Genomic DNA, 13,594 nt, shown 5'->3' with positions numbered 1-13,594 from the left:
GAACATATGGAACAAAAGTTTAGGAGTAAATCTATAGTGGAAGCTGGAATTATGTCAGCAATAACATTTGTGTTAATGATGCTTACTAGTTTGCCAGGCATAGGTCAAATAATAGCCTTTGCAGTTCCAATTCCTATAGCTTTACTATATTTAAAGTATAATCTTAAAACCTCTATTTGTTCTGTTATTATTAGTGGAGTTTTAATTGGATTTTTTATGGGGCCAATATATGGAGTTCAATCGATAATAACAAATGGAATTATAGGGTTAGTTTTAGGAAACTGTGTTAAGAAGAAGTTTTCTGGAGTAAAATCCTTTGTTTATTTAATTTTTGCTAATACAGTTGGTGTAATAGTAGAAATAGGATTAATGTTTTCTGTTTTTACAGGAGTTACTTTTAATCAGTTCGTAAATGAATTAGCAAAGGTATTTAATGAAGCTGCTAAGATGAGTGAACAGATGGTAGGTACTACACCAGCTAATGCACAAATGATAGAATTTATGAAATCTGTAGATGCTAATTTTATAATTACTATGCTTCCTATAGCTGTAGTAACACTTATAATATTAAGAGCATTTTTAAGTTACGTTGTTGGTAAGGCAATTATCAATAGTTTAGGATTTAAGTTAAATAGTCTACCACCATTTTCAAAATGGTTCTTTAATCCACTGCTTATTGCAGTTGTTGTTTTAATAAATATGATAATTATATACTTAGTAAGTAAAGGTGTAATAAGTAATAAAGGAATATACTTAGTTACTCTTAATTTATTATTTATGATGCTTCTTGTTCAAGGATTAGCTGTAATTTCAAATTTATTAAAATATAAATTAAAATTTAATAATGTTTTAATAGTTTTTATGAGTATATTATTAGTTACTTCAATGCCAACATTATTCGCTTTATTAGGAATAATTGATGTTTTAGTCGACATAAGAGGTGTAGATCCAAATAGTTTAGGAAGTTACATTAAGGAGAAACTAAAAAAGAAATTGCAATAACTAATGATTATATTTAGTAAGGGGCTGTTAAAATGAAATCAATATTGGAAGATTATAATAAATTTTTAGCGTACTTTGCGTTTGTAGTTTTAATGTGCTTAGTATTCTGGAATTTAAATTTAAAAATTGTAGCTTTGTTAATATCTTTTATATACATAGTTTATTTAATTTATAAAATTTCTAATTTCCTAAGAGAAGAAAAAGATGAAGAGGAAAAGATAGATAAACTATATAGAGATGTGGATGGAAAAGTTAAAGATAATATTTTTAATTTGATTTTTCCTTTAACCATATTAAATTCTACTGGGGAAATAATATGGTATAATCACAAGTTTAGCAAACTTATAAATAATGATGATTTATTAGAGTCGAATTTAGTATCTGTTATAAAAGGAATTGCTTTAGATAAGGTAATTAGAACAGGAAAAGAAAATTCTCAAAATATCAAAATAAAGAGTAATATTTACGAAGTCTACAGTGAAAGTTTAAAATTAGATGAATCAGGAGATAAATTCTTTTTAGTTTTCTTTAATGATGTTACTTATCTAAGGAAGGCTACTAAAGAAAGTATAATGCTTTTAGAAGTTGATAACTTTAGCGAGGTCTTAAAAACAATAGATGATGATAAAAAACCACTACTTATAGCAGAGATAGAAAGAACCATAAATAACTATGGAAATTCATTAAATGCTATGATAAAAAAATATGACAGCAGTAAATATATTTTATCTGTAGATGATTCTATTATTGGTAAGGAAATTTCTAAAAAGTTTGATATACTAGATACTATAAGAGAAATTAACTTAGGAAATGAAATAGAAGTCACATTAAGTATTGGTGTTGGTAGAGGTGGAGAAACTCCAGCGCAAAACCAAGATGATGCTACAAAAGCTAAAGAACTAGCCTTAGGAAGAGGTGGAGATCAAGCAGTTATTAAATCAGGTAAAAAGATTGAGTTTTTTGGTGGAAATGCTAAAGAGCTTGAAAAGAGAACAAGAGTTAAGGCTAGAGTTGTAGCTCATGTATTAAAAGAACTTGTTTATGAAAGTAGTACTGTTTATATAATGGGACATAAGAATCCTGATATGGATTGTTTTGGTGCTTCATTTGGTTTAGCATCAGTAGTGAAGAAGTTAGGAAAAAATGTTAATATAGTATTAGAAAAAGATACTAATGCTATAGAATTTTTCTTAGAAAAGGTTAAAGAAAAAGAAGAATATAGTAAACTATTTATATCTACTGAAGAAGCAAAAAAGAATATAGATGACAATACTTTACTAATAATATTAGATGTTAATAGTGCAAACTATGTATTGGACAGAGAGCTCACAGAACTTATTGAGAGAGTAGTTGTAATAGACCATCATAGAAGAAGTCCAGAGGATATTAAAGGTGCATTATTAAATTATATTGAGGTATATGCTTCATCTACATCAGAACTTGTTACTGAAATGGTTCAATATATGCTAGAAAAACCTAAATTAAATAGAATTGAAGCAGAAGGTCTTTTAGCTGGAATATATATAGATACTAAGAATTTCTCTTTTAAAACAGGAGTAAGAACTTTTGAAGCAGCTTCATTCTTAAGAAGATTAGGTGCTGACACAGTAGAGATTAAAAAGATATTTAGTAACAATTTAGAAAATTATCTAGCAAAAGCAGAAATAATAAAATCTGCAAAGGTAGAAAATAAAATAGCAATAGCAACTTGTCCAGATAATATTACAGATACTGTTGTAGCTGCTCAGGCTGCAGATGAGCTTTTAAATATTACTGGAATACAAGCTTCATTTGTTTTAATAAAATTAGGAGAAGATGTTGCCATAAGTGCAAGATCTTTAGGTGATATTAATGTTCAGGTAGTGCTTGAAGAGTTAGGCGGAGGTGGTCATATGACTATGGCTGGTGCTAAACTTAAGAATACTACCGTTGAAGAGGCTATAGAAAAAATTAAAGAAGCTATTGTAAAAAACTCAAGGGAAGGTGAATAAAATGAAAGTAATATTACTTCAAGATGTTAAAAAATTAGGTAAAAAAGGTGATGTTATAAATGCATCAGATGGATATGCAAGAAACTTTTTATTTCCAAAAAAATTAGCTCAAGAAGCTACAGATAACAATCTTCACATATTAAATAATAAAAAAGAAAATGAAAGAAGACAAAAATTAGCTGAATTAGAAGCTGCTCAGGCTTTAGCTGCTGATTTAAAAGATAAAGTAATAAAAATCGAAGGTAAGTCTGGAGATAATGGAAAATTATTTGGAGCTATAACAAGCAAAGATGTAGCTGGACTTATCAAAAAACAATTTAATGTAGAAGTTGATAAGAAGAAAATAGTTATGGATACAATAAAAATTGCAGGAACTTACAACATAGAAGTTAAACTATATCCAGAAGTTTCAACAAAAATGAAGGTTATGGTTGTTCCTGTTCAATAAGAGGAGGATTCTATTTTGAAATCAATTAAAGAATTAGAGGTTCTACAAGATGTTATGAATAGCGAACTAGGAGTAGAATCTCAAGTTGAAGCACTAAAAGATATAATAAATAACATATTAGATGAAGGTGCATTTAGAGCGAGAGTTATAAGATTTAAAATACAAGAGTATATAAATTCAACTAATCCTTATGAAAAACTTTATGGATTAAGTAAAATTGTTTCTGAAGGAAAGGGATTAAGTGAAATTCCAACTGAAGAAAATATAAATGAAGCTTTAGAAGATGTTTGTGCTATGATATCAGATGCTATTGCTAGAAGATATGTTCAAAACAAAATAGAAAAAGAAGTTGAACAATTCTTAATGGAAAAGCAAGAAAAGTATGTTGATGAGCTTAGAGTAAACATAATGAAAAAGAAAAAAGGTCCTGAAAATGGTAAGACAGAGAAGAAACTTGAGGAACTTGAAGAGTTAGATGAAAGAGTTCCAAATAAGAATATAATGTCTTTACTAAGACCTGATTCATTTGAGGAAGTTGTAGGGCAAGAAAGAGCTGTTAAATCACTTCTTTCAAAACTTGCTTCACCATATCCTCAACATATAATTCTTTATGGACCTCCAGGGGTTGGTAAAACAACAGCTGCGAGAATTGCTTTAGAGACAGCGAAGAAATTAAAGTCAACTCCATTTGATGATAAATCAAACTTTATAGAGGTCAATGGTACAACTTTAAGATGGGATCCAAGAGAGATTACAAACCCACTTCTAGGTTCAGTTCATGATCCTATCTATCAAGGTAGTAAAAGAGATTTAGCTGAAATAGGAGTACCAGAGCCAAAACCAGGTTTAGTTACTGAGGCTCATGGTGGTATATTATTCATTGATGAAATTGGAGAATTAGATGAAATACTTCAAAATAAACTTTTAAAAGTTTTAGAAGATAAGAGAGTTGAATTCTCATCATCTTACTATGATCCAGACGATGAAAACACACCTAAGTATATAAAATATCTTTTTGATAAAGGAGCACCAGCAGACTTTGTTCTAATTGGAGCAACAACAAGAGAACCAGGAGAAATTAATCCTGCTTTACGTTCAAGATGTACAGAAGTTTACTTTGAACCATTATCATCAAAGGATATTGAAAAGATAGTTTTAAATGCAGCTGAAAAGCTTAATGTTAAACTTGAAGATGGCTTAGAAAAGAAAATAGCATCTTATACTATAGAGGGTAGAAGAGCTGTTAATATATTAGCTGATGCTTATGGCCACGCTATATATGGATTAGAAGGAGAAGTTCCAGAGAATTTAACAATAACATTAAAAGATTTAAATGAGGTTGTTAGCATAGGAAGATTTACTCCTTATGAAAGATTAGAAAATCTAGATAGTGGAGAAATTGGTCATGTTTACGGTCTTGGTGTTTTAGGATTCTTAGGATCAACAATAGAGATTGAAGCTACTGCTTTCAAAGCTAAGAAAAAAGGTGCTGGAAGAATAAGATTCAATGATACTGCAGGTTCAATGGCTAAGGATTCAGTATTTAATGCTGCATCTGTAATAAGAAAGTTTACAGATAAAGACATACATGATTATGATATACATGTTAACGTAATTGGAGGAGGAAAAATTGATGGTCCTTCTGCAGGAGCGGCTATAACAATATGTGTAATGAGTGCTTTATTAGAAAAGCCAATAAGACAAGATTTAGCTATAACTGGAGAAATCTCTTTAAGAGGAAAAATTAAACCGGTTGGAGGTATATTTGAAAAGATATACGGAGCTAGAAGAAAAGGAATAAAGTTAGTAACTGTTCCTAAAGATAATGAAAATGAAATCCCTAAAGGGTTAGAAGATATAGAAGTTAGAGCTATAAGTTCTATTGAAGAGCTTATGGATATAGCATTTAATTAATAAAGAAGCCTAGAGAGTTACTCTAGGCTTTTTAAATGTAATTATTAAAAGCATAATAAGGAAAATAATTTTATAGTTTTTTCAAAAAATTTAATTTATTATATATATTATTTTAATTTTTTTAAATTAAGATAATGCATGATTTATATTGTTTTAAATAGGTTAGAATTAAGAAAAAAGCATTATATTAAATTGGATTTATAGAATACTTTATGGTATAGTATGAATTTGGTGATTATAAAAATTTATATAAGAAATTAAATTAAGAAGATTTTTTTAGAAGTATTAAATTATCTAAAAATTTTTAATAATATTAGAAATTTTATTTTGAAGGAAAGGAGGAAAACTAGGATTAATGGAAACACCAGTAATGAAGAGTTTGCCACAAAGTATAGAGGCAGAGCAATCTGTTTTAGGTGCAATGATAATAGATAGGACTACTATCGCACAAGCAGCTGAAGTTTTAAACAAGGATTCATTTTATAGAGATGCTCATAAGATAATATTTCAAAGCATCATAGAAATGTATCAAAGAGATCAGGCTGTAGACCAGCTAACATTATTAGAGTATTTAAAATCTACAGATAAACTTGAAAAAGCCGGTGGTATAAGTTACGTAACGGAAATAAGTGCATCTGTACTTAGTACGGTTAATATAAAATCATATATAAAAATAGTTGATGAAAAAGCAATGCTAAGAAGACTTATAAAGTCTTCTACTGAAATTATAGAGAATTGCTATAACAATCAAGATGATGTTGAGAAGGTTATAGATTCAGCTGAAAAGAAGATATTTGATTTATCAGAAAAGAGATCGTCAAATGATTTTGAACCATTAAGTGTTGTTCTTGAAAGAGGCTTTGAACAAATAGAAGCTATATTCAATAATGAAGGTGAGCTTACAGGTGTTGGTTCTGGATTTAAAGATTTGGACGAGATGACATCTGGATTCCAAAAAGGAGATATGGTGCTTATTGCTGCTAGACCATCTATGGGTAAGACTACATTTGCTCTTAATATAGCAGAACATGCTGCATTAAGAGAGGGAAAAAGCGTAGTTATATTTTCTCTGGAGATGTCAAAGGAACAGCTTGCATATAAATTATTATGTTCAGAAGCAAATGTTGATATGTTAAGTCTTAGAACTGGTAAATTAAGTCCTGAAGATTGGGACAACATAGCTAGAGCATCAGGACCATTAGCATCAGCTAAAATTTACATAGATGATACTGCAGGGGTTTCAGTAATGGAAATGAGATCTAAATGCAGAAGGCTTAAAATGGAATATGGAATAGATCTTATACTTATTGACTACCTTCAACTTATGAGTGGTAGTGGAGAAAGTAGACAACAAGAGGTATCAGAAATCTCAAGAAATATAAAAGCTATAGCAAAGGAGATGGAATGTCCAGTTATAGCATTATCACAGCTTTCTCGTGCTCCAGAGCAAAGAGCAGATCACAGACCTATGCTGTCTGACCTTAGAGAATCAGGATCAATAGAGCAGGATGCCGATCTTGTTATGTTCTTATATAGAGATGAGTACTATAACAAGGAGACTGAAGATAAAAATGTAGGTGAATGTATAATAGCTAAGCAGAGAAACGGCCCAGTTGGGACTGTTAAACTTGCATGGCTTGGTCAATACAGTAAATTTGCAGATTATGAAGGCATTCATAAAGATGTTTAATAAAATTAGGACATATCAATATTTTTTGATGTGTCCTTTTTAATTTTAGAAAATAATTTATATGGAATTTTACAGTTGGTAGCCTAATATAAAAGGTATATAATAATTACAATATTATATTTTAAGAGGAGAAGATGATATGAATAAGAAAATTGGATTCATAGGCTGTGGGAATATGGGAAGTGCCATGGTTGGTGGAATATTAAAATCAGGTATTGTTGCTAAGGCTGATATTATAGCCTCATGTTCAAGAGAAGAAAGCGCGAAAAGAATAAGTGAAAGTTTAGGAATAAATACAACTCTTGATAATAAAGAAGTTTGCAATAATAGCGATATAATATTTCTTGCTGTTAAACCATATATGTATGAAAGGGTAATAAAAGAAATAAGAGACTATATAAATTTAAATAAGGTTATTGTTACTATTGCTGCTGGTATCAATTTAAGTGATGTTGAAAAGTGGTTCAATAAAGAAACTAAAATAGTTAAGACTATGCCAAATACACCTGCTTTAGTAGGTGAAGCAATGAGTGCTCTTTGTCCTAATGAATTAGTAAGTGAAGAAGAGCTAGCAGAGGTTATGAGTATATTTAATGCTTTTGGAAGAGCTGAAGTATTAAGCGAAAAAGATTTTCATGGATTTATAGCTCTTTGTGGATCATCACCAGCGTATGTTTACATGTTTATAGAGGCTATGGCAGATGCTGCTGTTAGAGAAGGAATAAGTAGAGAAAAAGCTTATAAGTTAGCAGCTCAATCAGTATTAGGATCAGCTAAAATGGTTTTAGAAACAGGAGAGCATCCAGCTAAGTTAAAAGATAATGTTTGTTCACCAGGCGGTACAACTATAGAGGCTGTTTTAGAGTTAGAAGAGAATGGCTTTAGAAGTGCTGTAATGAATGCTATGAAGAAGTGTGCAAAAAAATCTAAGAAAATGTAATATTTTTATTGACAAAAAATAAAAAAGTATATATACTTTAATTATGATAATCATTATCAATTAGAAATTGGTTATTATTCATGAACTGGATAAACACAAACAAAACAAACATAACAAACATAACAAACAAACATAATAAAACTCCTACAAAAAACTCCTAGAATATCTAGGAGTTTTTTTATTTTATATTAATTTATATAATGCTACAGTTGTTTTAATTTTATTACTAATATTGTAAAAATTATCAATAAAATAACAGAAAATTAAAATAAAATTATAATGAAAACTATTGCATAAAAATGGCAAAAGTTTTAAAATGGAAATATAAGAAAAAAATGGTAATTACAACATGAAATTCTTACAAAGATGTATTACTAGTTTTCTAGTGACATATAATAGTAAAAACAAGAGTAAAGGGGGACTGAAAATGCCAATTGTACATTTTAGGGTTGACGGAAGATTAATTCATGGACAAGTTGCTTTAGCTTGGTCTAAAATGACAAATCCCAATCATATCATAGTTGCTAATGATATGGTAGCAAAGGATCCTAATCAACAGGCTATATTAAAATTAGCTGCTCCAAAGCAGGTAAGAATATCAATGCAACCAGTTGATAAGGTTATTGCATACTTAAATAGAGGACTAGCTCCAAATGAGAAAGTTTTCTTACTTGTTAAGGATGTAGTAGATGCTAATAGACTTTATGAAGGTGGATTAAAACATATGGATTTAAATGTAGGTAATATGACTTACAAACCAAATTCAAGAAAGTTAAGTGAAAAGTTATTTGTTACAGAACCTGAATTTGAAGCATTAAAAAGCTTATTAGCTAAAAAGGTTAATTGCTACTTCCAAATGATTCCAACAGATTCAAAACAGGACATTAAACCATTAGTAGAAGTTTTTAACAGTTAATAATTTTAAGGGAATTATACAATTTAATAATTAGGGGGATATGTTTATGCAAGAAATAGGAATTATACAGATATTACTACTCTCTGTGTGGGCTTTCCTAAGTATCAATGAGATGTTAGGTCCTTACTTAGGTTTATGGCATAGACCATTAATCGCTGGTTTTGGGGCAGGTCTTATCTTAGGAGATATAAATACTGGTTTATTCGTTGGTGCTACTTTAGAGATGATGTCTCTAGGAGTTCACTCATACGGTGGAGCTGTTGTTCCAGATTATACTACTGGAGCTATCCTAGGTGTTACTTTTGGACATTTAACAGGAAGTTATGAAAGTGGTATCGCATTAGGAGTTCCAATAGCTTTATTAGGATCATACCTAGATGTATTAGCAAGATTATCTACTGGAATTTGTGCTCATAAAGCAGATGGACATGCTGCTAAAGGAAACTTAAAAGGTATGTGGAGATGGCATTTATTTGGATCAGTTCCATGGGGATTATCAAGAGCTATACCTGTTTTCGTAGGGGCATACTTTGGTTCAGAAGTTGCAACGGCATTCATAGAGAAGGTTCCAGTATGGTTAACTAATGGATTTGCTGCTGCAGGACATGCAATGCCAGCATTAGGAGTTGCAATATTATTAAACTACTTACCAATAACTAAGCAATGGTACTTTGCTATCATGGGATTCATTTTAGTATGTTTCTTAAACTTACCAATGATCGCTGTTGGTTTAGTAGGTCTTATAACTGCTGTTATTTACGTTGGATTATATTACAGAAATAATGATACTAAAGCAAATAATGATGCAGATTTTGATCAGATAGGAGGCGAATTCTAATGGAATCTAAAATAACAAAAAAAGATTTATGGCAAGTCTTTTTAAACCATTTATTAATACAAATTTCTTGGTCATATGAAAGAATGCAAGCTTTAGGATTTGCTATTTCTATATCACCAATATTAAAGAAAGTTTATAAAGATGATCCAGAAGGCATGAAAAATGCTCTAACTAGACACATGGAGTTCTTTAATACTTGTCCTAACTATGGTGCAACAGTTATCTTAGGTATAGTTGCTGCCTTAGAGGAACAAAAGGCCGATGCAGATCTTATCAGAGGTATTAAGACTGGTATGATGGGACCTTTAGCAGGTATCGGTGATAGTATGATGTTTGCAATCTTAGGACCATTACTAATATCTATACCAGCGTCTATGGCTTTAACTAAAGATTTTACTGGTGCTTTAATAGCTCTTATAATAACACAAGTTATATTCATAAGCTGGAACTTATTTGTTAAATGGAATCTTATAAGATTAGGTTATCAAAAAGGTGCTGATTTAGCTACAAGCTCAGCAGGTATTATGGAAAAAGTTACTTTTGGAGCTGGAATCTTAGGATTAGTAGTTGTTGGTGGTATGGTTGGTTCAATAATCAACATTACAACTCCAATTCAAGCTAACTTTGGAGGATATGAGTTTATTCTTCAAACAACTCTAGATAGCTTATTCCCTAAACTACTTTCAGTTTTAGCTGTTGTTGGAGTATTCCACTTATTAAGAAATAAGAAATGGAGCCCAGTTAAAATAGTTATATGCATGTTCGTAGTATTTACTGCTTTAGGTGCTTTAGGAATAGTTGCATAATAGTTAAATAATAGCATTTGTTTTAAATTTAAGAGTTTCCATCTAATTTAGATGGAAACTCTATTAATAAATAAAGGTTTTTAGGAGGAGAAAATAATGATAGGTGTATTAGTAGCAACTCATGGAGAAATGGCAAAAGGAATTTTTGATGCAATAGATATGATATGTGGAACTCAAGAAAAGTTTGAAATAGTATCTTTAAAAAGAGGACAAGATGCTGAAAGTTTTGGAGAGGAAATAGGAGAAAGAATTAATGAATTAAATGATGGTGATGGAGTAATAATTCTTGTAGATTTATTAGGAGCAACTCCAATGAATCAATCAGCTTTAAACTTATATAAGTCAGAGACAGTAGAAGTAATTACAGGTGTTAATCTACCTATGGTTGTTACAGCAACAATGGAAAGAGATTGTGTTGAAAATATAAAAGAGTTAGTTGAAAAAATAAAAAGTGATGGAAAAGACAGCGTTTGTAGCGTAAGAGAATTATTAAACGTATAAGAAAGTGAGGAGACCAATGAAAACTTTTATGATTATTTTATTAGTATTAATAGCAATATTTTTAGTTTGGTATATTGTGAGCTTTAGAGGGGTTAATAAAGATAAGGTCAAGATGATAGAGCAACAAGTCAATTTAAAAGTAGGATCAAATGTTGTTTTAAATAGCGGAATACATGGAAAGGTTTCAAAGGTCAATAAAGAAACTGTAGAGATTGTAATAGATAAAGCAAAGAATGTTACTATAACGGTTGAAAGATATTGTATCTCTAGAGTTTTATAAAATTGAAAATAATGATTTTTAAAATAACTCACAGTATCTTATATGCTGTGAGTTTATGTTTTATAAAGAAAAATATTGAAAAAAGGGAATAAATATGATAACACTATAATAGATTATTAGAAATTAGGGGTGGAAGAATGTTTAAGAGAAGCAGAGGCATAGCTCTATATCATCAATTAGAGACTGAGCTAATTGATCTTATAAATAGAGGAGAACTTAAGGAAAATGATAAGTTGCCATCTGAAAGAGAATTATGTGATCAATATAATGTTAGTAGAACAACAGCAAGACAAGCTATTGGAGAGTTAGAAAGAAAAGAGTATGTTTTTAAAGTTCATGGAAAAGGAACTTTTGTATCTCCTAAGGTTTATAAGCAACAATTATTAAAATTTTATAGTTTTACAGAAGAAATGAGAAAGCTTGGAAAGAATCCATCTTCTGAAATATTATCTTTCGATTTAATAAGAGCTGATAATAAGATTGCTGAAAAGTTAGGAATTGAGGAGAGTTCACAAGTATATAAGATACTAAGATTAAGAATAGCTGATGACACTCCAATGATGTTAGAGTTTACTTACTTACCTGAGTATAGGTTCATAGAATTAAAAGAAGAAATGCTTAAAGAGAAGCCTATGTATGATATATTTAGAGAGGTTTATAATGTTAGCCTAACTAAGGCAAAGGAAAGCTTTAAACCAATACTAATATCAAAGAGTGATTCTAAGATATTAAATGTAGAAGACGGTACAGCGGCAATGAGAATTGAAAGGATAACCTTCGAAAATAATAGAGTTATAGAATATACAGTAAGTGTTTCAAGAGGAGATAAATTTGAATATACTGTAGTTTTAGAGGAAGATTAGATAAATAGGATAATAAAATAGAGAAGACACCGTCTTAAGACGGTGTCTTTTATTTTAAACTTTAAACATTAACTAAATCTTCTTCAAGTGAGTATTGTGTTGCGAAAGTATAATCATCAATACATTCTTTAACTTTATCTTTTAATAAAGATTCAGCGTCATTTTTTAATTGGTTTAATCGTATTTTCTTATATTGAGTAGGCATATATTGACTTATAAGAGCTAGTGGAATTTCAGTTGAATTAAGGTTAGATAGCATTTTGTGTAATGAATAATCAACATCTGAATTTGGAAGATAGTATCTACATCTATCAGAGAAGCTATACTTTCTTTCAAATTTGATTTTATTTCCACTGCCTTTATAGTGATTTTTCCAGTTATCTGGCTCTTTAACCATTGTATAATCTAAGATTGTTTTAAAGTTAGAAAGCTCTATATTTTCATCTCTTGAGAATAAATCATCTTCTATACAGCTAAGAGCAAATAATCCTTCTCTTAAAGCAAAGGTTAGAGCAGGTCCAACCTTTAATATTGCGAATCCATCTTCAACTAATTCTTTTAGAGCATATGGTGTTTGATAATCTGTTGAGTGAGCTTCAAAAATAAGTGTTGGATATTTCTTTAAAGTTTCAGATAATGCAGATGCCTTTTCTCTGTTATATTCCCAAATTGTATCTCCATTAAATTCAACTCCAGGTTGAACAACCACTGCAATTACATCTTCATTAAATACTTTTTCAAGACCATGATCAGTAAATGCATCTTTAAAAGTTTTTATTGTAGTTTCGAGGTTGCTTGGTTTAGTCGCTTGAAGTTCTTCTTCCTCTTCATCTTGTCCACCACCTGGTATAGGAACTTCACTACCTATTACATAAACAGGATGCATGGCATCTTTATCAGATTTATTTAAAAGATTGAAGGCATCCTCTGCAACCTCACAAAGTATAGCTGCTCTTTCAGCTATAACTTCATCACCAAATTTTCCGGATTTTAAGTCGTTCCCAATGTGCATGCTTGTATCTATGTGTATTTTTGTAAATCCTGCTAAAACATATTCTCTTATTAAGAATTTTGAATAGTTCATAGCAGTATCTTCATCAAGTGATTTCCAAACTAGTGGGCCTAAATGGTCTCCACCTAGTATTATTTTATCTTTAGGAAAACCAACTTTATCAGCAATTTCAAAAACAAACTCTTTGAAATCTATTGGCTTCATACCAGTATAACCACCAAATTGGTTAACTTGGTTAGCCGTTGCTTCTATAAGCAAGCATTCATTATTTTCTAAAGCACTTTCCATAGCTGCTTCAATAACATAATTATTAGAAGAACAAACAGAGTAGATACCAGCTGGTATTCCGCTCTTTTGCTTTATTATTATATCTTTCATTGGGTGTAACACTTT

Annotated in this window: 13 protein-coding genes; 12 read left to right on the top strand and 1 reads right to left on the bottom strand. The window is 30.3% G+C overall.

Going from position 1 to position 13,594, the window contains the following annotated elements:
- The first annotated feature begins 6 nt into the window (after positions 1-6).
- The 12 genes from OIF33_RS14210 to OIF33_RS14155 all read left to right on the top strand — a co-directional run bounded on the left by OIF33_RS14210 (position 7) and on the right by OIF33_RS14155 (position 12,189).
- Positions 7-1,002, top strand: coding sequence for a YybS family protein (locus OIF33_RS14210; RefSeq protein ID WP_322504915.1), 996 nt, complete (start codon positions 7-9; stop codon positions 1,000-1,002).
- A gap of 32 nt (positions 1,003-1,034) precedes the next feature.
- On the top strand, positions 1,035-2,993 hold the full coding sequence (locus OIF33_RS14205) for a DHH family phosphoesterase (protein WP_322504914.1): 1,959 nt from the start codon (positions 1,035-1,037) through the stop codon (positions 2,991-2,993).
- Between the two features lies 1 nt (position 2,994).
- On the top strand, positions 2,995-3,441 hold the full coding sequence (gene rplI, locus OIF33_RS14200) for a 50S ribosomal protein L9 (RefSeq protein ID WP_322504913.1): 447 nt from the start codon (positions 2,995-2,997) through the stop codon (positions 3,439-3,441).
- 15 nt (positions 3,442-3,456) lie between these two features.
- Positions 3,457-5,355, top strand: a complete 1,899-nt coding sequence (lonC, locus tag OIF33_RS14195; protein ID WP_322504912.1) for a Lon family ATP-dependent protease — start codon at positions 3,457-3,459, stop codon at positions 5,353-5,355.
- 355 nt (positions 5,356-5,710) lie between these two features.
- A complete protein-coding gene (locus OIF33_RS14190) occupies positions 5,711-7,045 on the top strand; it encodes a replicative DNA helicase (protein WP_322504911.1) in 1,335 nt (444 codons plus the stop codon).
- Between the two features lie 139 nt (positions 7,046-7,184).
- Positions 7,185-7,985 carry a pyrroline-5-carboxylate reductase gene (gene proC, locus OIF33_RS14185; RefSeq protein WP_322504910.1) on the top strand — a complete coding sequence of 267 codons (801 nt, stop codon included), beginning with the start codon at positions 7,185-7,187 and terminating at the stop codon, positions 7,983-7,985.
- Positions 7,986-8,412: 427 nt separating this feature from the next.
- A complete protein-coding gene (locus tag OIF33_RS14180) occupies positions 8,413-8,901 on the top strand; it encodes a PTS sugar transporter subunit IIB (RefSeq protein WP_322504909.1) in 489 nt (162 codons plus the stop codon).
- 46 nt (positions 8,902-8,947) lie between these two features.
- Complete coding sequence (locus tag OIF33_RS14175; RefSeq protein ID WP_322504908.1) at positions 8,948-9,739, top strand: PTS sugar transporter subunit IIC; 792 nt, start codon at positions 8,948-8,950, stop codon at positions 9,737-9,739.
- Complete coding sequence (locus OIF33_RS14170) at positions 9,739-10,545, top strand: PTS system mannose/fructose/sorbose family transporter subunit IID (RefSeq protein ID WP_322504907.1); 807 nt, start codon at positions 9,739-9,741, stop codon at positions 10,543-10,545. The genes OIF33_RS14175 and OIF33_RS14170 overlap by 1 nt, the downstream gene beginning before the upstream one ends.
- A gap of 96 nt (positions 10,546-10,641) precedes the next feature.
- Positions 10,642-11,046, top strand: a complete 405-nt coding sequence (locus tag OIF33_RS14165; RefSeq protein ID WP_322504906.1) for a PTS sugar transporter subunit IIA — start codon at positions 10,642-10,644, stop codon at positions 11,044-11,046.
- 16 nt (positions 11,047-11,062) lie between these two features.
- Complete coding sequence (gene yajC / locus OIF33_RS14160) at positions 11,063-11,326, top strand: preprotein translocase subunit YajC (protein ID WP_322504905.1); 264 nt, start codon at positions 11,063-11,065, stop codon at positions 11,324-11,326.
- A 137-nt stretch (positions 11,327-11,463) separates the two neighbouring features.
- Positions 11,464-12,189: a GntR family transcriptional regulator gene (locus OIF33_RS14155; protein WP_322504904.1), complete on the top strand. Its 726-nt coding sequence runs from the start codon at positions 11,464-11,466 to the stop codon at positions 12,187-12,189.
- A gap of 61 nt (positions 12,190-12,250) precedes the next feature.
- Here OIF33_RS14155 and OIF33_RS14150 read toward each other — a convergent pair whose 3' ends face one another.
- Positions 12,251-13,579, bottom strand: coding sequence for a class II D-tagatose-bisphosphate aldolase, non-catalytic subunit (locus tag OIF33_RS14150; protein ID WP_416173363.1), 1,329 nt, complete (start codon positions 13,577-13,579; stop codon positions 12,251-12,253).
- Between the last annotated feature and the right edge of the window lie 15 nt (positions 13,580-13,594).

The sequence above is a fragment of the Clostridium sp. LIBA-8841 genome (genome assembly GCF_034439435.1).
GTDB lineage: Bacteria > Bacillota > Clostridia > Clostridiales > Clostridiaceae > Sarcina.
This window is presented reverse-complemented; position numbering and strand designations above follow the sequence as displayed.